This is a genomic window from Pseudomonas antarctica (assembly GCF_900624995.1).
In the GTDB taxonomy this organism is placed as follows: domain Bacteria; phylum Pseudomonadota; class Gammaproteobacteria; order Pseudomonadales; family Pseudomonadaceae; genus Aquipseudomonas; species Aquipseudomonas antarctica.
Map to the genome: position 1 here is coordinate 41,022 of NZ_UYXQ01000020.1, position 25,596 is coordinate 66,617.

The 25,596-nt window shown below is 59.7% G+C and carries 30 protein-coding genes and 2 pseudogenes; 15 read left to right on the forward strand and 17 right to left on the reverse strand.

Going from position 1 to position 25,596, the window contains the following annotated elements:
- Positions 1–80: 80 nt before the first annotated feature.
- Entirely contained in the window at positions 81–935 is an 855-nt protein-coding gene (locus tag E0F99_RS13875) for a LysR family transcriptional regulator (protein WP_083357105.1), read from the forward strand.
- Here the strand turns inward: E0F99_RS13875 and E0F99_RS13880 are convergent, their stop codons facing one another.
- From E0F99_RS13880 to E0F99_RS13895, 4 genes are read right to left on the reverse strand one after another with little or no spacing between them, the layout of a single operon-like run.
- Positions 936–2,156 (reverse strand): RNA polymerase sigma factor, encoded by a 1,221-nt coding sequence (locus E0F99_RS13880; RefSeq protein ID WP_083357104.1) that lies wholly within the window; start codon positions 2,154–2,156, stop codon positions 936–938.
- Positions 2,153–2,629, reverse strand: a complete 477-nt coding sequence (locus E0F99_RS13885) for an SRPBCC family protein (protein ID WP_083357103.1) — start codon at positions 2,627–2,629, stop codon at positions 2,153–2,155. The genes E0F99_RS13880 and E0F99_RS13885 overlap by 4 nt, the downstream gene beginning before the upstream one ends.
- 35 nt (positions 2,630–2,664) lie before the next feature.
- Positions 2,665–3,009 carry a YciI family protein gene (locus tag E0F99_RS13890; protein ID WP_083357102.1) on the reverse strand — a complete coding sequence of 115 codons (345 nt, stop codon included), beginning with the start codon at positions 3,007–3,009 and terminating at the stop codon, positions 2,665–2,667.
- Positions 3,010–3,051: 42 nt separating this feature from the next.
- Complete coding sequence (locus tag E0F99_RS13895; protein ID WP_083357101.1) at positions 3,052–3,471, reverse strand: YybH family protein; 420 nt, start codon at positions 3,469–3,471, stop codon at positions 3,052–3,054.
- A gap of 146 nt (positions 3,472–3,617) precedes the next feature.
- Between E0F99_RS13895 and E0F99_RS13900 the strand changes: the two genes are divergently transcribed.
- A complete protein-coding gene (locus E0F99_RS13900; protein WP_083357100.1) occupies positions 3,618–4,106 on the forward strand; it encodes a GNAT family N-acetyltransferase in 489 nt (162 codons plus the stop codon).
- A 20-nt stretch (positions 4,107–4,126) separates the two neighbouring features.
- Positions 4,127–4,732, forward strand: a complete 606-nt coding sequence (locus E0F99_RS13905) for a pyridoxamine 5'-phosphate oxidase family protein (RefSeq protein WP_083357099.1) — start codon at positions 4,127–4,129, stop codon at positions 4,730–4,732.
- Between the two features lie 43 nt (positions 4,733–4,775).
- On the opposite strand, the gene E0F99_RS13910 is transcribed toward E0F99_RS13905, so the two are convergent.
- Entirely contained in the window at positions 4,776–5,258 is a 483-nt protein-coding gene (locus tag E0F99_RS13910; RefSeq protein ID WP_083357098.1) for a GyrI-like domain-containing protein, read from the reverse strand.
- 195 nt (positions 5,259–5,453) lie between these two features.
- Between E0F99_RS13910 and alaC the strand changes: the two genes are divergently transcribed.
- Positions 5,454–6,665 carry an alanine transaminase gene (alaC, locus tag E0F99_RS13915; protein ID WP_083357097.1) on the forward strand — a complete coding sequence of 404 codons (1,212 nt, stop codon included), beginning with the start codon at positions 5,454–5,456 and terminating at the stop codon, positions 6,663–6,665.
- Between the two features lie 139 nt (positions 6,666–6,804).
- Here alaC and E0F99_RS13920 read toward each other — a convergent pair whose 3' ends face one another.
- Together E0F99_RS13920 and E0F99_RS13925 are read right to left on the reverse strand one after the other, a co-directional pair.
- Positions 6,805–8,157, reverse strand: a complete 1,353-nt coding sequence (locus E0F99_RS13920) for a GntP family permease (RefSeq protein ID WP_083357096.1) — start codon at positions 8,155–8,157, stop codon at positions 6,805–6,807.
- 83 nt (positions 8,158–8,240) lie between these two features.
- Positions 8,241–8,774, reverse strand: a complete 534-nt coding sequence (locus tag E0F99_RS13925) for a gluconokinase (RefSeq protein ID WP_083357095.1) — start codon at positions 8,772–8,774, stop codon at positions 8,241–8,243.
- A gap of 212 nt (positions 8,775–8,986) precedes the next feature.
- Between E0F99_RS13925 and gntR the strand changes: the two genes are divergently transcribed.
- The 6 genes from gntR (at position 8,987) to E0F99_RS13955 (ending at position 14,584) form a co-directional block, all read left to right on the forward strand.
- Positions 8,987–10,018, forward strand: coding sequence for an HTH-type transcriptional regulator GntR (gene gntR / locus E0F99_RS13930; RefSeq protein ID WP_162276204.1), 1,032 nt, complete (start codon positions 8,987–8,989; stop codon positions 10,016–10,018).
- Positions 10,019–10,484: 466 nt separating this feature from the next.
- Complete coding sequence (locus E0F99_RS13935) at positions 10,485–10,808, forward strand: DUF6124 family protein (protein ID WP_083357094.1); 324 nt, start codon at positions 10,485–10,487, stop codon at positions 10,806–10,808.
- Positions 10,809–10,997: 189 nt separating this feature from the next.
- Positions 10,998–11,630 carry a glutathione S-transferase family protein gene (locus tag E0F99_RS13940; protein ID WP_083357093.1) on the forward strand — a complete coding sequence of 211 codons (633 nt, stop codon included), beginning with the start codon at positions 10,998–11,000 and terminating at the stop codon, positions 11,628–11,630.
- 14 nt (positions 11,631–11,644) lie between these two features.
- Positions 11,645–12,382 (forward strand): NAD-dependent epimerase/dehydratase family protein, encoded by a 738-nt coding sequence (locus E0F99_RS13945; protein WP_083357092.1) that lies wholly within the window; start codon positions 11,645–11,647, stop codon positions 12,380–12,382.
- A gap of 140 nt (positions 12,383–12,522) precedes the next feature.
- Positions 12,523–13,938, forward strand: coding sequence for an MFS transporter (locus tag E0F99_RS13950; RefSeq protein WP_083357091.1), 1,416 nt, complete (start codon positions 12,523–12,525; stop codon positions 13,936–13,938).
- 133 nt (positions 13,939–14,071) lie between these two features.
- Positions 14,072–14,584 carry a hypothetical protein gene (locus E0F99_RS13955; RefSeq protein WP_130908796.1) on the forward strand — a complete coding sequence of 171 codons (513 nt, stop codon included), beginning with the start codon at positions 14,072–14,074 and terminating at the stop codon, positions 14,582–14,584.
- A 56-nt stretch (positions 14,585–14,640) separates the two neighbouring features.
- Here the strand turns inward: E0F99_RS13955 and E0F99_RS13960 are convergent, their stop codons facing one another.
- The 4 genes and pseudogenes from E0F99_RS13960 to E0F99_RS13970 form a co-directional block, all read right to left on the reverse strand.
- Positions 14,641–15,531, reverse strand: coding sequence for an amino acid ABC transporter substrate-binding protein (locus E0F99_RS13960; RefSeq protein ID WP_083357089.1), 891 nt, complete (start codon positions 15,529–15,531; stop codon positions 14,641–14,643).
- A 117-nt stretch (positions 15,532–15,648) separates the two neighbouring features.
- The gene (locus E0F99_RS31140; RefSeq protein WP_423213178.1) at positions 15,649–16,221 is read right to left on the reverse strand and encodes a methyl-accepting chemotaxis protein; all 573 of its coding nucleotides are present in this window, start codon (positions 16,219–16,221) and stop codon (positions 15,649–15,651) included.
- An 18-nt stretch (positions 16,222–16,239) separates the two neighbouring features.
- Positions 16,240–16,968, reverse strand: a pseudogene (locus E0F99_RS31145) (PAS domain-containing protein); the annotation flags it as partial.
- A 167-nt stretch (positions 16,969–17,135) separates the two neighbouring features.
- Positions 17,136–18,005, reverse strand: coding sequence for a LysR family transcriptional regulator (locus tag E0F99_RS13970; RefSeq protein WP_083357087.1), 870 nt, complete (start codon positions 18,003–18,005; stop codon positions 17,136–17,138).
- A gap of 96 nt (positions 18,006–18,101) precedes the next feature.
- Here E0F99_RS13970 and gstA point away from each other — a divergent pair, with 96 nt between their 5' ends.
- A complete protein-coding gene (gene gstA / locus E0F99_RS13975) occupies positions 18,102–18,704 on the forward strand; it encodes a glutathione transferase GstA (protein ID WP_083357086.1) in 603 nt (200 codons plus the stop codon).
- A 149-nt stretch (positions 18,705–18,853) separates the two neighbouring features.
- On the opposite strand, the gene E0F99_RS13980 is transcribed toward gstA, so the two are convergent.
- The 3 genes and pseudogenes from E0F99_RS13980 to E0F99_RS13990 all read right to left on the reverse strand — a co-directional run.
- Positions 18,854–19,795, reverse strand: coding sequence for an aliphatic sulfonate ABC transporter substrate-binding protein (locus E0F99_RS13980; protein ID WP_083357085.1), 942 nt, complete (start codon positions 19,793–19,795; stop codon positions 18,854–18,856).
- A 99-nt stretch (positions 19,796–19,894) separates the two neighbouring features.
- On the reverse strand, positions 19,895–20,350 hold the full coding sequence (locus tag E0F99_RS13985; RefSeq protein WP_083357084.1) for a sigma factor-like helix-turn-helix DNA-binding protein: 456 nt from the start codon (positions 20,348–20,350) through the stop codon (positions 19,895–19,897).
- Between the two features lie 137 nt (positions 20,351–20,487).
- Positions 20,488–20,801 (reverse strand): annotated as a pseudogene (locus E0F99_RS13990) (substrate-binding domain-containing protein); the annotation flags it as partial.
- Positions 20,802–21,098: 297 nt separating this feature from the next.
- Between E0F99_RS13990 and E0F99_RS13995 the strand changes: the two are divergent.
- Positions 21,099–21,530 (forward strand): GNAT family N-acetyltransferase, encoded by a 432-nt coding sequence (locus tag E0F99_RS13995; RefSeq protein WP_083357083.1) that lies wholly within the window; start codon positions 21,099–21,101, stop codon positions 21,528–21,530.
- Positions 21,531–21,596: 66 nt separating this feature from the next.
- On the forward strand, positions 21,597–22,415 hold the full coding sequence (locus E0F99_RS14000; protein ID WP_083357082.1) for a class I SAM-dependent methyltransferase: 819 nt from the start codon (positions 21,597–21,599) through the stop codon (positions 22,413–22,415).
- 71 nt (positions 22,416–22,486) lie between these two features.
- Here E0F99_RS14000 and def read toward each other — a convergent pair whose 3' ends face one another.
- The 3 genes from def to E0F99_RS14015 form a co-directional block, all read right to left on the reverse strand.
- A complete protein-coding gene (def, locus tag E0F99_RS14005; protein WP_083357081.1) occupies positions 22,487–23,026 on the reverse strand; it encodes a peptide deformylase in 540 nt (179 codons plus the stop codon).
- On the reverse strand, positions 23,023–23,979 hold the full coding sequence (locus tag E0F99_RS14010; RefSeq protein ID WP_083357080.1) for a YihY/virulence factor BrkB family protein: 957 nt from the start codon (positions 23,977–23,979) through the stop codon (positions 23,023–23,025). Before E0F99_RS14010 ends, def begins: the two co-directional genes overlap by 4 nt.
- Positions 23,980–24,161: 182 nt before the next feature.
- On the reverse strand, positions 24,162–24,347 hold the full coding sequence (locus E0F99_RS14015; protein WP_053257687.1) for a CsbD family protein: 186 nt from the start codon (positions 24,345–24,347) through the stop codon (positions 24,162–24,164).
- Positions 24,348–24,547: 200 nt separating this feature from the next.
- Between E0F99_RS14015 and E0F99_RS14020 the strand changes: the two genes are divergently transcribed.
- Positions 24,548–24,925: a hypothetical protein gene (locus tag E0F99_RS14020; RefSeq protein ID WP_083357079.1), complete on the forward strand. Its 378-nt coding sequence runs from the start codon at positions 24,548–24,550 to the stop codon at positions 24,923–24,925.
- A gap of 285 nt (positions 24,926–25,210) precedes the next feature.
- Positions 25,211–25,333, forward strand: coding sequence for a hypothetical protein (locus E0F99_RS30865; protein ID WP_269457880.1), 123 nt, complete (start codon positions 25,211–25,213; stop codon positions 25,331–25,333).
- The last annotated feature ends 263 nt before the right edge of the window (positions 25,334–25,596 follow it).

Genomic DNA, 25,596 nt, shown 5'->3' on the forward strand with positions numbered 1-25,596 from the left:
TCCGTGAGTGAAGAGGGTTGCCATGATTACCCTTTGACTCGATACTTCATAACCAATAACCATCGATCAAGGCGATAGTCATGGCCTCCAATGAAGTGCTGCAGGCGTTTGTGCAGGCGGCTACGCAGGGTTCGTTTTCTGCGGCGGCGCGCAAGTTGGGCAAAAGTCAGTCCACCGTCAGCGCGGCGGTGGCGAGTTTGGAAATTGATCTGGATGTGGTGTTATTTGATCGCAGCAGCCGCAAGCCTGCGCTCACACCGGCCGGCCATGTGTTGTTGCAACGCGCGGAGCAGGTGCTGGAGGCCAGCAGTCGCCTGGCGTTGGCCGCGAGTCAGCTGTCACAAGGCTTGGAGCCGAAGTTGACGATTGCCATGTCGGACACTTACCAATCCGACCGTTTTGAAATCGCCCTCAAAGCGTTTGAACAACGCTATCCAGACCTTGAGCTGGAGTGCTTGATTGCCGAATGCGAAGACCTGATTGCCTTGGTCCAGAGCGGACGAGCGCAGATTGCGTTTATTGAAAAGCAGGACACCTACCCGCCCGACCTGACGGGTGCACCGGTGGAAGAACGCACCGAAATTGCCCTGTTCGTTGCGCCCACACACCCATTGGCCCACCTTAAAAACATTTGCTCACAGACCTTGCAGCACCACCGCGAACTGCGCCTGGCGAGCATCATCAACCCGAATGAAACCCGCGCCACCGGGCGTGTGTGGTCGGCGCCCAGTTACTTGATGCTGATGGAAATGGCGCAGCTGGGGTTCGGCTGGGCACCGATTCCACGTTGGTTGGTGGAGCGGTTTGGCGGCGACCATTTGGTCGAGCTCAAGGCGCGCAGTTGGCCACGCTCGGTGGCGGTGGATGCGCTGTGGTCAAGGCACCACCCGCCGGGGCCAGCGGGGAGTTGGTTGCTCGCAAAGATGTTGGAGTGATTATCTGGGTTGGTTGAGTTCGGTCAGGCGCCGTTCGAGGAAGTGTTTTTCTGGGGCTTGCTGGGTCAGTAACAGCGCTTTTTCGTACGCCGCCCTGGCCTCTTCGGTACGCCCCAACTGCCGACAAAACTCACCACGCGCCGAATACGCCAAGTGGTAATCCAGCAACTCGCCCCGCGCCAAAATCCCGTCCACCCCCTGCAAGCCTGCCAACGGCCCATCACGCATGGCCACCGCCACCGCGCGGTTCAACTCGATCACCGGCGACGGCACGGCCCTGAGCAACACGTCATAGAGCCCGACAATCTGCAGCCAGTCCGTTTCCCCGGCGCTCGGCGCTTCGGCGTGCACCGCCGCAATCGCGGCTTGCAGGCAATACGGGCCAAAGCGCCGTGTGCTCAGTGCGTGCTCCACCAGCGCGCAGCCTTCAGCAATCAGGGACGCGTCCCACAACCCACGGTCCTGTTCATCCAACAACACCAACCCACCGCCGGCCGAGGTGCGTGCCACTCGGCGCGACTCGTGGAGCAGCATCAGCGCCAGCAAGCCCATGACTTCCGGTTCCGGCAGCAATTCCATCAGCAGGCGCCCTAGCCGAATCGCTTCGCGAGTTAAATCCTCCCGGGTGAGGTCCGCGCCCATAGACGCCGAATAGCCCTCGTTGAACACCAGGTAGACCACGCGCAACACGCTGTCCAGGCGCTCGGGCAATTCGTCGCGGGACGGCACCTGATAGGGAATCTTGGCTTCGCGGATCTTGCCTTTGGCCCGCACGATGCGCTGGGCGATGGTGGTGGGCGTGGCCAAAAAGGCGCGGGCGATTTCCTCGGTGGTGAGGTCGCAGATCTCACGCAAGGTCAACGCCGCTTGGGCATCGGGCGCCAGCGCCGGGTGGCAGCAGGTGAAGATCAGGCGCAGGCGGTCGTCTTCCAGGTCTTGCTCACTCCACTGCGCCGCTTGCAGCGCGTCGGCTTGCGCCTGCAATAACGGCGTGAAGCGCGCTTGGCGGCGCAGGCGGTCGATGGCTTTGAAACGGCCGGTCGAGACCAGCCAGGCGCGTGGATTGCTCGGCACGCCGTCTTGCTGCCAGCGCTCGACCGCGACGAAGAACGCCTCGTGCAAGGCGTCTTCGGCGAGGTCGAAATCACCGAGCAGGCGGATCAGCGTGGCGAGGACGCGGCGTGATTCGCGGCGGTAAATCGCCTCGATTTGAGGCGTCAATCGGGCATGCCTTGGGTCACCAGCGTCACCAGGCGGTCGAGGCTCTGGCCCCAGCCGTCATGAAAACCCATGGCTTCGTGGGCGTGCTTGTCGGCTTCGCTCCAGTGCATGGCGCGGGCGGTGTAGAGGGTTTTGCCGTCGACTTCTTCGAAAGTGACTTCGGCGGTCATGAATGCCTTGCCCGATGGAATCCAGCCAGGCGAATACGCATCGGTGAATACCAGCCGGCTCGGCGCCTGGATCTCCAGGAACACGCCTTGGGTCGGGTACTCGGCGCCATCCGGCGCACGCATCAGGGTGCGAAACAGGCCACCGACCCACAGGTTCATTTCGCACTCGGGCGTGGTCATGCCGTGTGGGCCCCACCATTGTTGCAACAAGGCAGGCTCGGTCCAGGCGCGAAACACACGGTTGCGTGGGGCGTCGATCAAGCGGCTGATGCACAGTTCAAATTCGGCAGGTTGCGTTGTCATGGGGTAAACCTCCTGAAGTCTTTTGGTTGTTGTGTTCAGAGATTCAATGTACGCACGGGGCGTACTTCCACACTGCCGACCCTGGCGGCCGGAATGCCACCGGCCACTTGGATCGCTTCGTTCAAGTCCTTGGCCTCGATCAGGTAAAACCCGGCGAGCTGCTCCTTGGTTTCGGCAAACGGCCCGTCGGTGATCGACAGCTTGCCATTGCGCATGCGTACGGTGGTGGCGCTGCTCACCGACTCCAGTGGCTCGGCGGCAAGCAGGCGCCCGCTGGCCTGGATCGCCTCGGCATAGGCGAAACACTCAGGGTCCGCCGGGCTGTCCGGCGAGGTGTGCAGCACCTGTTCGTTGCTGTAGATCAGGCAGAGGTATTTCATGTGCGTCTCCGTTTTCGGACTACTGACTATAGTTCGTGGCGGTCAGGGTTTCAGGTCGAACAGCGCCGTGCCGCTTTCCATATCGAAAGGCGCCGACCAGTGCTCATGCACCACGCGCCAGTGGCCGTTGATCCGCTGGTAACCGGCGGTCACCCGCATCCAGCAAGCCTTCACTACGCCGTCCGGCCCGGCCCCGCCGCAATGGGCCAGCCAATGCGCAAACGCACTGTCTGACGCCTCCACAATGTGCACCTCATGAAACTCAAAAATGCCGGGGCCGGGGCAATGCTTCATGCACGCGTCCCAGTGCGCACGGTAGGCGGCCTTGCCTTTAAACTGCAGCGCGGTGACGGCATCGAACGAGACGATATCGTCGGCGTAAAAGCTGACAATTTTGTCGATATCCCGGTCAAGCACGGCGTGCTTCCATTGCTCGATCAGGTGGTTGATTGCAGTACTCATGGCGACACTCCTGGGGGGTGGAAATCACGAAGGACACCCTTAGTCGAATGGCTTCCAGGGAAATCGACACGCGTTGAAAAATAATTTCGCCACCTGCAAACCCGCTAGAATCCACGCCTCTTTGTAGGATTTCGGATGCGTCCCCGATGGAAACCCGCCTCGTCCCCTATGAGACGCTGAGCCTTGTGCAAAAACAGCAGCTCGACACCCTGCAAGTGCACCCCGAGCAACTGGCGTATTCCGGCGACATCTACTGCGCGCTGAACAGCCTGCTGGTCAATCCCAACCCCGGCGCTATCAAAGGCTTTGCCCTGCTCGCCGACGATTTACCCGTGGCCTTTCTGCTGCTCAAGCGCCCGCCTTGCCTGCCCCATTGGGCGGATGAACACAGCGCCACGCTGCATGCCTTGCAGGTGGACCGGCATCAGCAGGGGCGTGGCTTTGGCAGGGCGTGTTTGCAGGCGCTGCCGACAGTGGCGCTGCAGGCCTGGCCGCAGATCAAAGGGTTGGAGTTGTCGGTGGACACCGACAATGTGGCGGCGATGGGCTTGTATCTGGGCGCCGGATGGGTGGACAGCGGGGAGGCGTATAAGGGGCGGGTTGGGTATGAGCGCCGGCTGGCGTTGGTGTTTTGAACGATAAGGAGGCGGTGAATATGCTGACAACCCTAGAACAACTCGAAACGCTCTACGGCCTCCCCCACGAGCGGGCGGTGCGAAAGGAAATCGCGTTTCTCAATGAGGATTACCAGGCCATGGTGCGGGCGTCGCCGTTGGTGGTGGTGAGTTCATCCGGGCCGGACGGCATTGATGGCTCGCCGCGCGGCGATGTGCCAGGGTTTGTACGGATTATCGATGAGCGCACCTTGGCGATTCCGGATCGGCCGGGAAACAACCGCCTCGATACTCTGCGCAATCTGGTGCAGGATCCACGGATTGCATTGCTGTTCGTCATCCCCGGCATCGGCGAGACGTTGCGCGTGAGTGGCCGGGCGCAGATTTCCATCGAGCCCGACTTTCTGGACAGTTTTGCGGTCAATGGCAAACCGCCGCGCTCGGTGATTCTGGTGCAGGTGCAAGCCGCGTATTTCCATTGTTCCAAAGCCTTTGTGCGCTCGGACTGCTGGAACCCCGAGAAGCATCTGGACCGCTCGGCGCTGCCATCGGCCGGGGCGTTTCATAAGCGGCTCAATGATGGGCAATTTGACGCCGAAGCGTATGACCGCGAGATGCCGGAGCGGGTCAGAAGCACGTTGTACTGACCCCATTGCAAGAGCCGGCTGGCCGGCTCTTGCAAGGCGGCAGTCAGCCTCTTTCCCCAATCGGCAACCAGATTTCCACCGTCCCGATACCCTTGTGCCCATCAAAATCGGCGCTATAGCGCTCGAAATCCGCCCCCATCACCTTGTAGCCCGAGTGCGGCAGCCATTCGAACATGATGCGCTCGTACGTTTGCTCAAGTGCCTGCACTGGCCCGTAATGCGGGAACACGGCGTAGTTGAGTGGCGGGATTTCGATGCACTCGAAGTTGCTCGGCACATCGCCCCGGGTGGGGACTTCAACCCCGGCCATGTAATCGAATTCACCGTGACTGGGGTTATGGCAAACCCCATAGGTCACGCCGCCGACACGCTTTTTGATGTCTTTGACACTGCTATCGAACACCTCCCACAGTTGTGGAATATCACCCACGGTGGCCTTCGAATAACGCCCTTGGACGCCTGCGATCACCAGGGTTTTACCGGCTTCCATGCGTGGCTCTAACGGTTGTTTTGTCTGCTGATCCATCTGAACAGTCTCCTTCTTATGAGGGAACAAACCCGCATCGAGTATAGGGGCATATCCACGCCTCACTCCACGCAGAAATTTTTCCTGCCCCTCTGGACAACTGGCCACTATCGACCGTATTGTCTGCCCCGCAGGCCACCGCAGTGGCCGACGTCGCTCGGACGGTTCCGGGCGCTTACGTACCTCGAGGCAACAATGGCAGACCAAGGTTCGCCGCGCCGCTTTGCGCGCATAGATCGACTCCCCCCTTACGTGTTTAATATCACTGCTGAGCTGAAGATGGCTGCGCGTCGGCGCGGCGAAGACATCATCGACTTGAGCATGGGTAACCCTGACGGTGCCACGCCTCCACACATTGTGGAAAAAATGGTCACCGTCGCCAGGCGTGAAGACACCCACGGCTACTCCACCTCCAAAGGCATTCCGCGTCTGCGCCGGGCCATTTCGCGCTGGTACAAAGACCGCTATGCAGTGGACATCGACCCGGAAACCGAGGCCATCGTCAGCATCGGTTCCAAGGAAGGCCTGGCGCACTTGATGCTGGCCACCCTGGACCAGGGCGACACCGTGCTGGTGCCCAACCCGAGCTACCCGATTCACATCTACGGCGCCGTGATTGCCGGCGCCCAGGTGCGGTCGGTGCCGCTGGTGCCGGGTGTGGACTTTTTCGCCGAGCTGGAACGGGCGATTCGCGGCTCGATCCCCAAGCCGAAGATGATGATCCTGGGCTTCCCGTCCAACCCGACCGCGCAGTGCGTGGAGCTGGACTTCTTCGAACGGGTGATCGCCCTGGCCAAACAGTACGACGTCCTGGTGGTGCACGATTTGGCCTACGCCGACATCGTCTACGATGGCTGGAAAGCGCCATCGATCATGCAAGTGCCCGGCGCCAAGGACATTGCGGTGGAGTTTTTCACCCTGTCCAAGAGCTACAACATGGCCGGCTGGCGCATTGGTTTTATGGTCGGCAACCCGGAACTGGTCAACGCCCTGGCGCGCATCAAGAGTTACCACGACTACGGCACCTTCACCCCGCTGCAGGTGGCGGCGATTGCCGCGTTGGAAGGCGATCAGCAGTGCGTGAAGGACATCGCCGAGCAGTACCGTCAGCGCCGTAACGTGCTGGTCAAAGGCCTGCATGAGTTGGGCTGGATGGTCGAGAACCCAAAAGCGTCGATGTACGTCTGGGCGAAAATTCCCGAGGCATATGCCGCCATGGGCTCGCTGGAGTTTGCCAAGAAACTGCTGCTGGAGGCGAAGGTGTGCGTGTCGCCGGGGATCGGGTTTGGTGAGTATGGGGACGATCATGTGCGCTTTGCGCTGATCGAGAACCAGGACCGGATTCGCCAGGCGGTGCGTGGGATTCGCGGGATGTTCCGGGCAGATGGGTTGATCCCCAAAGCCTGACGCTTAACTACCTGAAGAAACCGAACGAGTGCGGGAGCTGGCTTGCCTGCGATGGCGGTGGTGGATTCACCATCGCCATCGCAGGCAAGCCAGCTCCCACATTTACCCCATTTCCACAGTAGGTTCTGTGGGGTGTGGGTTACACCACCAACGACAGCAGCATGATAAAGATCAACGCCACCACCGACAGAATCGTCTCCATCGCCGTCCAAGTCTTGAACGTCTCGAGCACGGTCATGTTGAAGTACTGCTTCACCAGCCAGAACCCTGCATCGTTGACGTGAGACAACACCAGCGAGCCCGCCCCCGTCGCCAACACCAACAGCTCACGGTTCACGCCCGGGATCATGCCCACCACCGGCACCACAATGCCGGCGCCGGTAATGGTCGCCACAGTCGCCGAACCGGTGGCCACACGAATCACCGCCGCCACCAGCCACGCCAGCAGAATCGGGTTGATCTGCGCATTCACAGCCATGTGGCCGATCACATCACCCACGCCGCTGGTCACCAGCATCTGCTTGAAACCGCCACCGGCGCCGATGATCAGGATGATCGCCGCGGTCGGCGCCAGGCTGGCATCGAGCAGCTTGAGGATTTGCTTGGAGTGAATGCCCTGGCGATGGCCAAAGGTATACAGCGACAGCAGCAACGCCAGCAGCAACGCGGTGATCGGGTGGCCGATCATGTCCATCCAGTTACGGATGGCGTGGCCGTCCGGTAGCGCGACGTCAGCAAAGGTTTTGAGCAGCATCAGGAACACCGGCAGCAGCACGGTGATCAGGGTAATGCTGAAGCTCGGCAGGTCTTTGGACTCCGGCTCGCGGGCCAGTTGGTCGACCAGTTCCTGAGACGGGTTGCCCGGGATGTACTTGGCGATAAACGTACCGAAAATCGGGCCAGCAATGATGGCAGTCGGCAGTGCGACGATCAGGCCGTACAGGATGGTCTTGCCGATGTCCGCGCCAAACACGCCGATGGCCAGCAGCGGGCCCGGGTGCGGTGGCACCAGGCCGTGTACTGCCGACAGGCCGGCGAGCAGCGGGATGCCGATCTTGATCAGCGACACGCCGGTGCGGCGCGCAACGATAAATACCAGCGGGATCAGCAGCACAAAGCCGATCTCGAAGAACAGCGGGATGCCCACCAGGAACGCGGCGAACATCATGGCCCACTGGACTTTGTCTTTGCCGAAGGCGCGGATCAGCGTCTGCGCAATCTGATCGGCACCGCCGGACTCGGCCATCATCTTGCCGAGCATCGTGCCCAGCGCGAGGATGATGCCGACAAAGCCGAGCACCCCGCCGAAGCCGTCTTGGAACGCCTTGATGATCTTGTCCACGGGCATGCCCGAGGTCAGGCCAAGGAAGCCGGCCGCGATGATCAGTGCAATGAACGGGTGCACCTTGAACTGGGTGATCAGAACGATCAACCCGATGATAGTGACCACTGCATCTAGCAGCAGGTAGGACTCGTGGGACATGCCAAACATGGGGGGTCTCTCCTGTTTGTTGTTGTTATTAAAGCGGGTGTTGAACTTCCTGCCGGGGATAGCGCTATCTTTCCGGCAAAAAGTTAATGGGTTGGTTCAAAGCCGTGTTGCAGCCACCAGGCGTTGGTTTGCTCGGCCAGGTCCTTGACGCTGACTTCACTGGCGTTGAGCGCCAGGGTCAGCGGTTCGCCCACGGGCGATTCAAGGGTGGCGAACTGGCTGTCGATCAGGCTGGCAGGCATGAAATGGCCAGGACGATGAGACACACGGTCAGCGGCCACGGCGCGGGTCAGCTCCAGGAACACAAAGCCCAGGCCCGGCGCGGCTTCGCGCAGGTGGTCACGGTATTTTTTCTTCAGCGCTGAACAGGTGAGCACTGGGTGTTCACCGGCCTTGAGCGAGCGGCGCAGTTCATCGCACAGGATGTCGAGCCAGCCGGCGCGGTCGTCGTCGTTGAGGGGGTGGCCGGCGCTCATCTTCTCGATGTTCGCGGCGGGGTGAAAGCTGTCGCCTTCAATGGCGGTGGCGCCGTTCAGGCGACACAGGGCTTCGCTGACGCTGGACTTGCCACAGCCGGAAACACCCATGATGACCAGGGCGGTAACAGGTTGACTCATGAAACACCTCAGGACGCAGATAGCGCTACCTTTGCACGCTGTAAGGCTAGTGCAAAAACAGGCTTTTCCCGCGCCGACTTGTCATTTTTATGGAGTGACGCGTGCATCCTCTCCAAAACCGTTGAACCGGATCAGGCAACCCTGTGTTCAAGCATTTGCAGCCTTTTGGAGACAGCGCTACCTTAGTGCCTCGATTTTTGTTTGGCAACTGCCTGATGACCTCCAAGAACGATAAAAACACCCGCACTACCGGTCGTCCGACCTTGAATGAAGTCGCCCGCCTGGCCGGCGTCAGCCCGATTACCGCGTCCCGCGCCTTGCGTGGCGTCAGCACCGTCGCCACCGAACTGGTGGAAAAAGTGCAACTGGCCGCCGCCGAACTCAACTACGTGGTCAACCCCGCCGCCCGCGCCTTGGCCTCGGCGCAAAGCCATTCGGTGGTGGTCATCGTGCCGTCGCTGTCCAACCTGCTGTTTATCGAAACCCTCGAAGCCATCCACCAGGTGCTGCGGCCCAAGGGCTTTGAAGTGCTGATCGGCAACTCTCACTATTCGCGTGATGAAGAAGAAAACCTGCTGCGTAACTACATGGCCTACCAGCCACGCGGTTTGCTGCTGACCGGGTTTGACCGCACTGAAAGCGCGCGACGGATGGTCGAGGCCAGCAATGTGCCGTGTGTGTACATGATGGACCTGGACCCGAATGCCGGCGTGAACTGCGTAGGGTTCTCGCAGTTGAGTGCGGGTGAAACCGCGGCGGCGCATTTGATCTCCCGTGGGCGCAAGCGCCTGGCGTATATCGGCGCGCAGTTGGACCAACGCACGTTGCTGCGCGGTGAAGGTTTTCGCCGCGCGTTGCAACAGGCGGGCTTGTATGACCCGGCGCTGGAATTGCTGACGCCGCGCCCCTCCTCCGTGGGCCTGGGTGGCGAGTTGTTTTTGCAGTTGCTGGCCAGCCATCCGGATGTGGATGCGATCTTCTTTGGCAACGACGACTTGGCCCAAGGTGCGCTGCTCGAAGCCATGCGCCACGGTATCAACGTGCCGGAGCGCGTGGCGGTGCTGGGCTTTAACGACTTGCCGGCATCGTCGTTCATGGTGCCGCGCTTGAGCAGCATCAGCACACCGCGTGAAGCGATTGGGCGGCGGTCGGCGGAGCATTTGCTGACCATCATGGCGGGCAACAAGATTGCCAAGCCGGTGGTGGATATGGGGTTTGAGTTGCAGGTGCGCGAAAGCACCTGAGCGCGGCCTGATCGCTCCCACGCTCTGCGTGGCAATGCCTCTTGTGACGCCCTGCGTCATGCTTTGGACGCAGAGCGTCCAGGGCTGCATTCCCACGCGGGAGCGTGGGAACGATCAGAGTGGTGTAGGACGCCTGTAGGACGCGACTGACATTGCGGTAAGCGCCTTGCCCGGTTGCCTACGCTTACGTCAGAATCCGCCGGCTTGTGCGCTTGGGTATGGAGTTCTAAGGTTTGCCGGTCACTGAATTTCTCGGTGATCGGGTTTAGTAGCCCGGACTGTCCCGTATAAAGTGCGTGAGCTTCATCTATCGGACTTAACTGTCCGTGCTTGATGGTGGCTGTACGTAGGGCGCCCTTGTGGCGCGCCGGGCTTTGTACGGGCTAACCGGTCTACTAACCTGCGTACAGCTGCCACCCTCTCGTTTAGTAGCGATCAGGTGACGGCCCAGCAAGAGTCCGTACTTATGTTCAAAATAACGCCGAATCCTCCGCTTAACGATACAAAACTCAACAAAGCCGCCCACCGTGCGATTGATCATTACCTCAACCCCACAACCGATCCCGCACCCGAACCCTCTGCACTGTTCACCGTCAGCCCCGACGCCAGTCCTGAAAGCCTGATTGCCAACAGCTACGAAACCGTGTGTTCCGTCAGCGCCTTGTTGCTCGACCTGTCCGATGACCTAACCGGCAAAGAGCGCGACGTGGCCCTCGCCATTCATCAACTGAGCGAGCTATCAGTCTTGATGGTAGGCAAGGCCATGGACCAGCAAACACCGCGAACCTAAAGCCCTATTCGGTCAAAAATGTGGGAGTTGGCTGGCCTGCGATGGCGGCGGGTCAGCTACAGATGGGCTAACTGACCCAGCGCATTCGCGAGCAAGCCCGCTCCCACATTTGGCCCCTGTGCACTTATCGCCCTCGCTGTCGTTCCCGCCCCCTGCTAGATTGGTCATCTCCATCGTCAGGGAAGCACCATGGGACACTCACTGAAAATCTTAGGCCGCACCTCCTCCATCAACGTGCGCAAAGTGCTCTGGACCTGCCAGGAACTGGGCATCGACTACGTGCGCGAAGACTGGGGCATCGGCTTCAAGCCCACCCAGTCGCCTGAATTCCTCGCCCTGAACCCCAACGCCCAAGTGCCGGTGCTGATCGACGACCATGGTGTGCTGTGGGAATCCAACACCATCTGTCGCTACCTGATCGGCCTTTACCAACGCACGGACCTGCTACCCGTCGAACCCGCGCCCCGTGCGCGCATCGAGCAATGGGTGGACTGGCAAGCCGTGGAACTCAACCGCGCCTGGGGCGATGCCTTTACCGCGCTGGTGCGCAACAACCCGGACGGCCTGGACGCCGCGCAGATTGCCGCCGCGGTACACCGGTGGAATGACAAGATGGGCCTGCTGGAGCAACAGCTGGCGAAAACCTGCGCCTATGTGGCCGGCGATGAATTCACCCTCGCCGATATACTCATCGGCCTCTCGGTGCACCGCTGGCAGAACACGCCCATGGCGCGCCCGCCCTACCCCGCCATTGCGGCGTACTACCAACGCCTCAGCCAGCGTCCAGGCTTCAAGACCTTTGCCCTCGACGGCCATAACTAACACAAGGACACTCCGTGAAAGGACTCAACGTACTGCTCACCGGCGCCTGCGGCAGAATCGGCAAGACGTTTTTCGAAGCCTCGAAAAACCGCTACCGCTTCACCCTCACTGACCGCATCGCGCCGGATTTCGACCTGGGCGAGCACCGTTTTGTGCACGCCGACCTCAGCGACAAGTCCAGCTTGGCCGCCCTGCTCGACGGCATCGATGTGATCGTGCACCTGTCGGGCATCCCCCACGCCAGCGCTTCATTCGATGAGTTACTGCCGAACAACATCCTCGCCACCACCTACTTGTTCGAAGCCGCCGTGGCCGCCGGGGTTAAACGCCTGGTATTCGCCAGCAGTGCGCAAACCATCGAAGGCTATCCGGTGGACCGGCAGATCACCCCCGGCATGCCAGTATTGCCCGCCAACCTGTATGGCGTGAGCAAATGCTACGGCGAAGCGCTGTGCGGCTATTACGCAGCCAAGACGCCCCTGTCGACCATTGCCCTGCGCATCGGCGCCTTCGAATTCCCCGAAACTCACGACCTGAACAACGCCCGCGACCTCAGCGCGTGGCTCAGCCCGCGTGACGCCGTGCAACTGCTGCAACGTTCGGTGGAGGCCGAGGGCGTGAAGCACCTGATCGCCCATGGCATTTCCAATAACCGCTTCAAGCGCCTGGACTTGAGCGAGACCACGCGGATACTGGGCTATCAGCCGGTGGATGACGCGTTCCAGACCTTCGAGATCCCCATCACTTACTGAGCCCCGCGCCATAAAACCTTGAAACCTGACACCCTGGCGCAATAAATCGGCGAATGTGTGGCCTGCCGCACGCAACTTCACACACAACGGTTTCCGTTAGCCCGCTAAGATTCCAGGTCACTGCCCCTGGAATCCGCCCCATGTCGACACTCACCGCCTCAGCCACGGACGGCATCGACCCGCTCCGCGCCGCCCATATCAGCGCACGCATTGACCGCCTGCCCGCGGTCGCCACGCTCTGGCGCCTAGTGGCGTTGCTGTCGATCGGCGGTTTTTTCGAGCTGTATGACCTGTTCCAGACCGCCTACATCAGCCCCGGCCTGATCAGCAACGGGATTTTCCACACCGGCAGCGAAGGCGTATTCGGCTTCTCCGACCAAGCGGCGTTTGCCTCGGCGACCTTTCTGGGCCTGTTCCTCGGCGCCAGCCTGCTCAGCCCCATCGCCGACCGTTTCGGGCGCCGCGCGATCTTCACCTTTGCGTTGATCTGGTACACCGTCGCCACGGTGTTGATGGGCATTCAGACGTCCGCCCTGGGCATCATCGGCATGCGCTTTCTGGTGGGCATCGGCTTAGGGATTGAGCTGGTGACCATCGACGCCTACCTCTCGGAACTGGTGCCCAAACGCATGCGCAGCTCGGCGTTCGCCTTTGCGTTTTTCATCCAGTTTTTGTCCGTGCCAGCGGTGGCGTTGATGTCGTGGTGGCTGGTGCCACAGTCGCCGTTCGGCGTCTCCGGCTGGCGCTGGGTGGTGCTGAGCAGTGCGGTATTTGCGCTGTTTATCTGGCAACTGCGCAAACGCCTGCCGGAATCACCGCGCTGGCTGGCACAGAAAGGCCGCTTTGACGAAGCCGGGCAGATCATGGACAGCCTGGAAGCACGCTGCCAGAAAGATTACGGCAAACCGCTGGATGAACCCGAACCCGAAGCGGTCAGCGTGCAAGGTAACGGGCGTTTTGCCGATATCTGGCAACCGCCGTATCGCCGCCGCGCCTTGATGTTGATTGTGTTCCATGTGTTCCAGGCCATCGGCTTTTTCGGTTTCGGCAATTGGTTGCCGGCGCTGCTCTCCGGTCAGGGCGTCAGCGTGACTCACAGTTTGCTGTACGCCTTTATCATCACCCTCGCCTACCCGCTGGGGCCGTTGCTGTTTGTGAAGGTGGCCAACCGCTTTGAAAACAAATGGCAGATCGTCGGCTCGGCCCTGGGCGCGATGATCTTCGGCAGCCTGTTTGCCCTGCAGACCACGGCGGTGGGGCTGGTGATTTGCGGGGTGATGATCACCTTCTGCAACGCCTGGCTGAGCTTCAGTTATCACGCGTACCAAAGCGAACTGTTCCCGACCAACATCCGCGCGCGCGCGGTAGGGTTCTGCTATTCGTTCAGCCGCTTGTCCACGGTGTTCAGCAGTTTGTTGATCGGCTTTATCCTCGAACACCTGGGCACGCCTGGGGTTCTGGCGTTTATTGCCAGCAGCATGTTGATCGTGATGATCACCATCAGTTGGTTCGGGCCGCGTACGCGTAACCTGGCACTGGAGAATATTGCGCACTGACGGCAACGCTTGGCCACCAGTGGGACAATTATTGCCGCAATGGCCGTGCCATCCCCAATAAAACCGGGTGCTTCACACCCGGCATGCTATTTGCTCCACCTGTGGCACCGAACATACCCACAGGTGACCGATCATGCTGGTTAACAACAATACCCAAGCTGTGTCGACCGTCCAACAGCTCAAGCGACCTGACATGGACCCTGCCAACGCCGCCGCCAGCGCGCTCTACAGCGGCGCCGTACAAACGGCGCAGCAAAGCGTCACGATGCCAACTGCGCAGAAGGACCTGGACAAGGCCAACAACCGGATCGACGAAGCCTTCGCCAAGACGCGCGTGCAATTGCAAGCCACCACAGCGGCAACCACCGCCACCACTGATGTGCCTGCGTCCGGCTCGACCAGCAGCAGCGCACGCGCAGACTTCACCGACTACATGAGCAAATCCCCGGCCGAACGCATTCGCGAACAACTGCTCAAGGAGCAGGGTTTGACCGAGGCAAAAGTGCAGGCGATGCCGCAGGAAAAGCAGGACGCCATTTCCAAGCAAGTGGCCGATCGCGTGAAGCAGCAGCAAGAGCAGCAAGTCGCGGCGAAGACCACTGACCCACAGGCGCAGACCGTGAAAGAGACCTTGGCTGCGATCTGAAAACGCGGCCAGTGAGGCGAGGAGCAGCGCTGCTCCCCGCCTTGCCTGAATACCCCTTACAACGCGTTACCCGGCTGATCTGTCGGGGTGCTGAACATCTGCTCCATCTGTGCCGAAAACGGCACGTTCAAATTAAGCGTCTTGGTCACAATCGGCGCATCAAACCATTTCGCATAGAGTGTTTTGGCTTCTCCCGATGCCATCAAGCCAGTCAGGGTCGTGTCCACAGTCCGTTTCAACGCGGGGTTATGTTTCGGCATGATCAACGCCAGGTGTTCCACCACCAGTACATCCTGCAAAAACTGATAACGCGCTGGCTCGGCGGCGCTCGCCATTAACGGGGCCACCACCACTTCATCAAACACCAGGCTGTCGGCTTTGTTCTCGACCAACAGCTTGAAGCCCTCGGTCAAGTTCTTGGCATGGACCTTTTTAAGGCTCCAGCCTTCGCGCTGTTCGAGCTGCTTAACCACCTCGCCCACCGTGGTGCCGTCGACGATCACCACGGAACGACCATTGAGCTGCTTCAAGGTGTCCAACTTCTCGCCAACCCTGGAAACCACCTTGATCGAGGCTGCAAAGGTTGAAACACTGAAATCAACCTGCTTCTGACGCTCCAGCGTATTGGTGGTGGAACCACACTCCAGATCCACCGCGCCGCTGCTGACGGCACGGATACGGTCTTTGAAACTCAAGGGTTTGAAGCTCAAGGCCAGTTCGTCGAGCTTGAGGTTTTTCTTCACCTCACTGGCGATACGCCGGCAAAGGTCGATGGAGTAACCCACCGGCTCACCGGCGCCGAGTTGATAGGAGAACGGCAAGGCCTCAGCCGGATAACCAATCACCATTCGTTTGTTTTCGCGGATTTTTTCCAGAACGGCATCGTTCGCGACCGCACCAGCTGACAACATGCACAGCGACAGGAATAAGGCACCTTGCAACTTCATAGTTCGTCCTACTCAATGAATAAACCCGAGTCTTATACGTCCCCCTGTGGAACCGCTCTGTAGGCTTAATCGCAAAGCTCGCTGCCGCCCCTGCGCCGACAGCGAACGACAAGCCGTCTACTGCAGCTGCAACGTCGAATTGAACTGACTGATGGCGTCCACCACATGCCGTGAGCCTTCCTGAATTTCCAGGATCACCTGCCCCGCTTCATTCGCCAGTTCGACGCCCAGCCCTGTGCGACTCAGGCTCGACTGCATGCTCGACACCGCGCTCAACGACAGGTCGTGGTTCTTGCGCACTACATCCACAATTTCCACCGTCGCCTGACTGGTGCGTGCCGCGAGGCTGCGCACTTCATCGGCTACCACCGCAAACCCGCGCCCATGCTCGCCCGCCCGCGCAGCCTCGATGGCCGCATTGAGCGCGAGCATATTGGTCTGCTCGGCGATGCTGCGGATGGTCTGCACAATGGTGCCGATAATGTCCGACTGCTTGTTCACCGCATCAATGCTCTGGGCGGCCTGGTTCAGGTCGTTGGAAATGTCCTCAATGATCTGCACGGTCTGCTGCACCACCTCCGAACCTTTGCGCGCACAGGCGTCGTTTTGTACCGAGGTGGCGTGGGCCGAATCGGCGGCAGTACGCAGCGTGGTGACCTGATCGGTGATGTCGCTGGCGAACTTCACCACTTTGTACAGGCGCCCGTTGGTATCGAAAATCGGGTTGTAAGACGCCTCCAGAAACAGGGTTTTGCCGTATTTGTTCTTACGCTCAAAGCGATGAGAGTGATATTCGCCACGGTTGAGCAACGCCCAAAATGCCTTATACGCCGGTGACTCAACCTCGGCGCGATGGCAGAACATGCTGTGGTGCTGGCCGATGATTTCTTCGCGCGAATACTGCACGGTGCGCAGGAAGTTGTCGTTGGCGTTGATGATCTGGCCCTGCGGGGTGAACTCGATCACCGCCATAGAGCGGCTGATGGCGTCGATCAGGCTCTGGTTCTCGTGTTCATGGTGGACCCGTGCGGAGATATCCGACGCCACTTTGATCACGCTCTGCACCTGGTTGCTGCTGTCCAGCACCGGCATGTAACTGGCTTCGAGCCAAACCTCTTCGCCGCGCTTGTTCAGGCGCATAAAAGTGCCGCTGATGGCTTCGCCGCTTGCCAGGTCACGCCATAGCGTGGTGTAGGCCTCGGTGTGGGTATAGGCCTCTTCGCAAAAGACCCGGTGATGTTTGCCGCGAATCTCCTCAACGCTGTAACCCATGGTTTTGCAGAAGTTGGGGTTGGCGTCGAGGATCACGCCATGGCGGTCGAACTCGATCATCGCCATGGAACGGCTGATAGCGGCGAGTTTGGCGTTGGCTTCGGTGAGGGCACAGGAAAAACGTTCGATTGCTTGCTGGTCGGATTTGTGATTTCGGTTGAACATGGTCAGATCACCCTAGATTCCCGGCGCCTGAAAAGGCGCATTCCATTCTTCTGTTGGCTATTGCTGGCACGCCTTCTGGGGAAAAAACCATCCGAATCGCTTTATATGCCAAGCGTCATCAACGGTTCTGGGTGAGCATAGACAGGGCTTGGCGCTATGCAAGGCCACTAGTCAGCCAGCATTTTTAACAACGCGCTGACCGCCGCCGAGGGTGGCTGGGTGTGTGAACCGACCAAGGCAAATTCGCGGTGCAGCGCCACGGTCAGCGGCATCACGCGCAGGCCATTGCGCTGGGTCGGCAAGGCCATTTCAGGCACCAATGTGACGCCGACACCCTCGCGCACGAGGCTGTAGGCGCTGTTCCATTCGCGCACTTGCACGCGGATATCGCGCAGGCTCAACCCTGCGGCGGTGGCCAGGCTACGGGCATTCGCGGTGCAACCACCGGTAGCCAGCACGAAAGGTTGTTCGAGTAATTCTTCGAGTGACACGCTGGCATCGGCGGCGCGTTGGGCCAGCGGGTGGTTCGTCGCCAGTACGGCCATCCACTGGTCTCGGCCCAATACCGTGGCGTGGCGTTCAGGTTTGGGATTGAGCACCACGCCCAGGTCGATGAGGCCCGCGTCGAGCAAGGTGTGCACTTCGCTGTCGGTGACATCCAAGGTGGTGACCTCAATACCCGGATTCAACTGACGGAAACGCTGCAACAACGGCGTCAGAAAGGTCGCCATCACCATCGGGAAACTGGCGATGCGAATGCTCCCACGCAGCAATGGCCTTGCTTCATCGACCGTTGTGCGAATGGCCTGCAACGCGCCCATCATCACCCGCGCCTGCTCGATCACACTCAACCCGAGCGCCGTGGGCAAGGTCTTGCGCGGCTCACGCGTAAACAATTGCGCCCCCAGCGTCGCCTCCATGGACGCCATGGCCTGGCTGGCGGCAGATTGAGTCATGCCCACCTGCTCGGCGGCCGCCGTGATGCTGCCGTGGTCGGCCACCGCCACCAGCAAACGCCAATGCATCAGGTTCATCATGGCAGTAGCTGTCCTTATGGATAGGGTCTGAAGGTTTAATTTTACGCAAGGTGCCATGCCGGTGAGACTGGCGCAAACCCAACAGAGTGGCCCAACATGAAACTGTATTTTTCCCCGAATGCCTGCTCCCTCGCCCCACATATCGTGCTGCACGAATTGGCGTTGCCATTCGACTTGGTGCTGGTCGACAACACAGCCAAAACCACCGCCAACGGCGAAGACTTTCTGCAGATCAACCCAAAGGGCTACGTGGCCGCGCTGCAACTGGACAACGACGAAGTGCTGACCGAAGCCAGTGCGATCCTGCAATACCTGGCCGACCTGAAACCCGCCGCCGAGTTGGCCCCGGCCAATGGTAGTTGGGAGCGCGTGCGCTTGCAGGAGTGGCTGAACTTTATCGCCAGCGAGATTCATGGCGGGCTGGCGATTTTCTTTAATGCTGCGATTCAGGGCGACGTGCGGGCGATGTTCCTGGCCACGTTGTACAAACGGTTTGCGATTCTGGTGCAGACGTTGGAGAGCCAGGACTATCTGCTGGGCGAGCAGTATTCGGTGGCGGATACGTATCTGTTTGTGGTGCTGCGCTGGGCCGATTTTCACGATATTGACCTGCAACAGTGGCCGGCGCTGGCCGCGTTTCAGCAGCGGATTGGCAAGCGGCAGAGCGTGATCGCTGCCTTGGCGAGCGAAAACCCCTGACTTGGAATGCACTCCAATGTGTGGCTTGCCCCGCGTTGGGCTGCGAAACGGCCCCATTCCAGACCACCGAGCCCCCTGACACACCGCGGCGGAGGGTTTTGGGGCTGCTGCGCAGCCCGCTCGCCACAGCGGCGTTGTGCAATGCTCAGTTACGGGGCTTTGAACACGATCTGTTGCACATCGACTTTTTTCGGGATCAGGCCGTTGGCGAAGAACAGGTCGGCGGTGCGTTGCTGGTTGGCGATGTCCACGGTTTGCAGTGGGCGAATCGGCGCGGTTGAGCGGTGCTCGAAATAGCTTTTGACCACGGCCGGTGGCAGGCCCAAAGTGCTGGCCATCAGTGCGATGCTTTCCTCGGGTTGGTCCAAGGACAGGCGCTGCGCTTTGGCGAGGGCCTTGATAATCGTGCCGACGGCCTGCGGGTGTTGTTTGGCATACGGGCTGCTGACCACAAAGAAACTGCCGGCCGGGTTGAGGCCTTGGCCGTCACCTAGCACGCGGGCGGAACCGTCGACCACGGCCGCCGAGTAATACGGGTCCCACACCACCCAGGCGTCGACCTTGCCTTGTTCGAACGCGGCGCGACCGTCGGACGGCGACAGGTACACCACGTTCACATCCTTGTATTGCAAACCGGCGCGCAGCAGGCTTTTGAGGAATAGGTTGTGCGCACTGGAGCCCTTGAGCAGCGCCACGCGCTTGCCCTTAAGTTCGGCCACGCGCTGAACAGTGCTGGCCTTGGGCACCAGCACGGCTTCGGTTTTGCCCTCGTTGGGCTCGACGGCGAAGTACTGCAAATCAATGCCGGCGGCCTGGGCGAAGATCGGCGGAATGTCGCCGATATTACCGATGTCCAGGCTGCCGCCGTTCAGCGCTTCGATCAGCGCCGGGCCGCCGAGGAACTCGATCCATTGCACTTGGGTGCCGGGCAGCGCTGCTTCGAAAAGCTTATGCTCACGGGCCAACACCATGCTCACTGAGCTTTTCTGGTAGCCGATGCGCAAGGTGGAAGGTTCGGCGGCGGGTGCTGACTGCGCCAGAACGGTCAGTGCCAATAGCGAGCCACCGAGCAGGTTTTTTAGTTTTCTCATCAGTAGCCTCTTGAAGAGTCGGTTCACAACACGTTCAAAGGTGGGAGGAGCAAGCCCCTCCCACCTTTGATCTCTGCAGCATTCAAGATCGGTGAAACCTCAAAACTGAGCCGCGTGCAGCAGAGCGCCGCTTTCGGCGCGATCGGCGACAGGTCGCTGTATGGCAGGCCTGGCGTCTGCCGTCAGCGGCGGCTGAAGGCGTCGGGTTAGGTTCAAGGCGTGAGCCCTGTAGTCACTGACCGAACGACGGGAAATCCCCAGTTCGGCGGCGATCTGGGGGTAAGTGAGGCCATTGAGTTGCGACAGCAGGAAGGTCGCCTTGACCTTAGCCGGCAAGCCGTCGAGCGACTGGTCGATGGTGGTCAGCACGGCGCGGGGTTGGCGAACAGGCACCACACCCGGCGAACTCAGGAGTTGGACGAAGGCGTCGGCGGCGATGGCTTCGGCGTGGGCACGCGAATCGAGGTGGCGCTGCAAACGGCTGCACAGCCCGTCGTAATGACTGCGAAACAGTCCGCCCACGTAATCGCTGTGAGAAGTGTCGGCGCCGGACATAGTGGCTCCATCTGAGTAGGTTGCGCGGTATGTCCGGTGTTCCGGTGGAGCGATCCTAGCAAGGCTGCTTATTCATTAATAATATTTAAAAGGTATTTTTATATAACTGATCGCTCCAACGTTCCGCATGGGTACGCTCAGTGCAGGTTCGGGTAGCCGGCGTTGGCGGCTTTTTGCTGGTAGTCCAACAACACCTGGTAGTCGTCTTCGCTGGCGGGTAAACCGTCTGAATACCCAGCGTTTCGACGACCTGCGGCAAGTCCTGCAACGCCAGGTTCATCGCCTGACGGATCTGCGCCACCTGTTCATCGCTCAACTGCAGCGACCCGATGTAGGCCAAGGTCGGGCTCGGCGCGCTGTGGGTGACGATGCGCAGCCCCGCCACTTCCTGCGGGGCAAAACGGGCGAAGTCGTCGTAGGTGACGCTGTCAATGGCCTTGAGGCCGTGGCGGCTCAGAGCAGGTGTTTCCTGCTCTGTGCAGCGAGACCTAAAAATCTTGCAGATCGTTGGGTTCCAAGCGTGTAACTCAGTGACCGAACAGGCCTGTCTCGGTTTTCTTGGCTTTCTTGTCGGCGCGTTTTTCATCGGCGGTTTTTGCCGGTTTCTTCTTCGCGGCTTTCTTTGAATCCATACCTTTGGCCATGATGCATGCTCCACTAAAAGGGGATGTAAGACTGGGTATACCACCTATTGCCCGGCGGAACGCGCTTATAATCCCCGGCCCTTGAAAACGCTGGCTTAAAGACCATGCCCGAACTGCACCTCGAACCGCTGGCAGAGCCGCTGTGGCCGCTGCTGAACAAGTTTTACCGCCGCCATAATTCGCCGATGAAGGCGCTTAAGGGCGGGCGTTTATGGGTGGCGCGCGACGGCGAAATTGTGGCCGGGTTGTGCCTCACGCCTGTGGTCGGGGGGCAATGGCTGACCGGGGTGTTTGTCGACCCGGCGTATCGCGGCCAAGGGTTGGCGGCTCGCTTGATTTTGCAGGCCGTGGCCGATGTGGAAGGGAGCGTATGGCTACTGTGCCATCCTGATTTGGAAAGTGTGTATCAGCGTATGGGGTTTACTCAGGACACCGTGCTGCCGCAGTCCCTCAGCGAGCGGTTGGTGCGCTACAAACGTAACAAGCCAATGATCGCGATGGGGCTTATAACTCACGCAAAGGTCGACCTCGGATAATGTGTGATCGACGCGTATACGGCCCGTGCTAGCCTCGACGGCACAGTGGCCCCATACAGGATGATCATGAAAACGACGCTTGCAGCTCTGTCCCTCACCGCCCTTCTCGCCCCAACTGTCAGCCAGGCAGCCGAGGCACCGATAACCGCCAAGCAATACGCCAGCGTGCTCGCCGGCAGTTGGCGCGACCCGGCCAACAGCGCGCGCGACGGCTATCGCCATCCGCAGCAGACACTGGCGTTTTTCGGTTTGGGCGCCAAGCAGACCGTGATCGAAATGACCCCAGGCGGTGGCTGGTACAGCGAAATACTGGCGCCATTGCTCAAGGACCACGGGCATTACATCGCCGCCGTACAGGCCGCGAGCAGCAGCGCCTACGCACGCACCGCCGAAGAGAACCTGAAAAATAAATTCGCCGCCGACCCGGCGCGTTATGCCAAGGCCCAGGTGGTGGCGTTCGACCCTAAGGCGCCGGTATTCGGCAAGCCTGCCTCGGCCGATGCCGTGCTGACCTTTCGCAATGTGCATAACTGGGTAGCGGCCGACACTGCAAACGCTACGTTCAGTGCGTTTTACGCCGTGCTCAAACCGGGTGGCGTGCTGGGTGTAGAAGATCACCGCGCCAAGAACGGGGCGGATCTGGGAGCGATCAAGGACAGTGGTTACGTGACCACCGCGCAGGTGGTGAAGCTAGCCACCGATGCCGGGTTTGAGCTGGCGGGGCAAAGCGAGGTGAATGCCAACCCCAAAGACACCAAGGACTATCCGGGTGGCGTGTGGACGTTGCCGCCGACGTTGAAGCTGGGGGAGCAGGACAAGGCCAAGTATGTGGCGATTGGGGAATCGGATCGGATGACGTTGCGGTTTGTGAAGCCGGCTAAATAACCCCATGTGAAATGCAACCCAACGGTGGGAGCAAACCTGCTCCCACCGTTGGACCTCACTGGGCCTGGAAGCTATTCGTCCGCTGTCGGATCCATGTCTGGAAACATCACTTCGATAAACCCGAACTTGCTGAAGTCGGTAATCCGCGACGGGTACAACCGGCCGATCAGGTGATCGCATTCATGCTGCACCACCCGCGCGTGGAAGCCCTCGGCAATACGCACAATCGGCTCGCCTTTAGGGTCGAAACCCTCGTAGCGAATCTGCTGATAACGGTCCACGGCGCCACGCAGCCCGGGCACGGACAGGCAGCCTTCGTAGCCCTCTTCCAGCACTGGGCTGAGCGGCGTGATCAATGGGTTGATCAGGATGGTCTGCGTCACTGGCGGTGCGTCCGGGTAGCGTTCACTGGCCTCAAAACCAAAGATCACCAGTTGCAGGTCGACACCAATCTGCGGGGCGGCAAGGCCGACGCCGCCGACGTGTTCCATGGTCTGGAACATGTCATCAATCAACTGCCACAGCTCAGGGCTGTCGAACATCTCCGGCGGAACCGGTGAAGCAATACGCAGCAGGCGCTCGTCGCCCATTTTCAGGATTTCATGGATCATCGATCAGGCTCAATGGGTGTGGGCTTGGAGTGGTCCCGGCCTAGGCCTGAGACGTGCTGTTTTTCATCCGTGTGGGCGTCTTCTTCAAACTCCTTTTCCCCCGGTTCCTTGCCTTCGGCCGACATGTGTTCGATCACGGCATTCATCTCCGCGCCCAGCAACAGCACGGCGGCGGAAATATAGAAGTACAGGAGCAGGACGATGATCGCACCGATACTGCCATACATGGCGTTGTAGTCGGCGAAGGTTTTGACGTAGTAGCCAAAGCCCAGGGAAGCAACGATCCACACCACCACGGCGAGCACCGAGCCTGGAGTGATGAAGCGAAATTTCTGCTCAACATCGGGCATCACGTAGTACATGAGGGCCACGGCAAACATCAGCAGAATAACGATTAACGGCCAGCGCAGGATAGTCCATAAGGTGACCACGAATTCCTGCATGCCGATCTGCCCGGCGAGCCACTCCATCACCTGCGGGCCCAGCACCATCAACGCGGCGGCGGCCAGCAGCATGCCGGCGATGCCGACGGTGTAGAACACCGAGAGCGGAAAACGCTTCCAGATCGGCCGACCTTCGACCACGTCGTAGGCAGCGTTCATCGCGCTCATCATCAGCCTTACACCGGCGGACGCGGTCCACAGGGCGATCACGATACCGACGGACAGCAAGCCACCCTTGGATTGCTGCAACTGGTCGATCACCGGGTTGACCTGTTCCAGGGCCTGGGGCGGCAACACCAGTTCCGACTGCATGCGCAGCCAGGTGAAGAAGTCCGGCAGGTGCAGGAAACCGATCAGGGCGATAAGAAATAGCAGGAAGGGAAACAACGAGAACAGCATCTGGTAGGCCAGTGCCGAGGCATAGGTGGGCATTTCGTCATCGACGAATTCCTTGACGGTGCGCACCAGCACTTTGTGGAGCTTGAGGCCGTCTAGTACCGGAAAAATCATAGCGTCTCCTTTCGCCGCAAAAAGGGTGAGGTCGTGGGCGACTCAGGGGCCGTTTTCTACATCAAAAGTAGCCTACTTGGCGACTTTGAAACAATTACCAGATTTTAGTTGCAACGTACGACATAAAAACGGCCATCCGTGGATGGCCGTCGGGCTGCACGAACACAGCCAGCGATTCAGGGTTACTTGACGGCTTTTTTTACCGCATCTTTGGTATCACCGACGGCTTTTTCGACCTGACCTTTCTTCTCCTGCACGACACCTTCAGCGCGCAGTTTGTCGTTGCCGGTGACCTTGCCGACGCCTTGTTTGATGTTGCCGACGAGTTCATCTTTCAACCCTTTTGCCTTATCCGATGTGCTGCTCATGGTATTTCTCCGAAAGAACAATCAAGGATTTTGGTCATTACGTAGAGATTGACCCGAGGCCGTTCGACAGAGTTTCAATTATTTTTCAGCGCGCATTTCATCGCCGCCTGCAGGTTTGGCTTTATGTTTTGCGGCCAACCCACGAGAATGCCCGGCACATTCAGGCTATAACGCTGAATAACAGATCCCGTAGGAAGGTTATGAAACTCAATAAAGCACAGGCCATCGCCCGCAGAAACCAGGAACTGGGCGGTGCCGTACTCGGCGTCAACAACTGCCACTTCACCGACCTGGACCCAAAACGCAACATCTGGTGGTTCGACCTGCCGGTGGGCCGTATTGCCGTGGGCCAGTTCGAGTGGATTCACCTGTTGATGCACAACGCCGAGTCCGACCAGTTGTTGCACCTGAAGGTGCCGACGGCGTTCCTGCGTGAAAAGCTCGAAGGGCTGGTGGTGCGCAATGCAAGCAAGCGTAAGCCGGAGATCACCCTGGAGTTGAGTGCGGACAAAGATTCGTTCTTGAAAGATGTGCGCCCGGCAGGTGCTGGCGTGAGCTTCGCGCAGTTCGCCCTGTAACAACGCGGTAAAAATAATGTGGGAACTGGCTTGCCTGCGATGGCGGTGGGTTAGCCACATTGCAGTGGCAGTTACACCGCTATCGCAGCATAGGTATCTACGCAACTTTAAGCTTTTGACGGGTTTTTTAGGTAGATGTGAGTACATATCCGTTGCTGCGGTAACGGCTGCTTAGGGTTCCGCTCTTACAGCGGGTCACTTTTGGCAAACGCCCCAAAAGTAACCAAAAGTTCTTTGCCCCACCACTCTGTGCCTCGCTTAGGCTCGGCATGCCAGAACGCAGGCTTGAATCCGTGGGCCACCACGGATTCAAGCCTGCGTTCGGCCATCGTGGTTAACGGGGCGCCTCAGATCAAGATCAAGATCAAGATCAAGATCAAAAGCAAGAGCAAGAGCACGGCGGCCTAGTAGCCGACCTGAGTAGTTGAAGCAAAAGCAGGGCAGAAGCAGAGCACCACCCTATCTAGCTGATGTAATGAGATCCCAATGTGGGAGCGGGCTTGCTCGCGAAGGCGGTGGGTCAGTTACACATGAGCTGACTGACCCACCGCCTTCGCGAGCAAGCCCGCTCCCACAGTTTTGACCGAGTTCGACTGTCAGCACCGCAGTGCTCTGCCTTTTTGTTGGGGTTTCGATGGTTTGGTGGAACCCCCCCAAACCCGTTTTCGCTG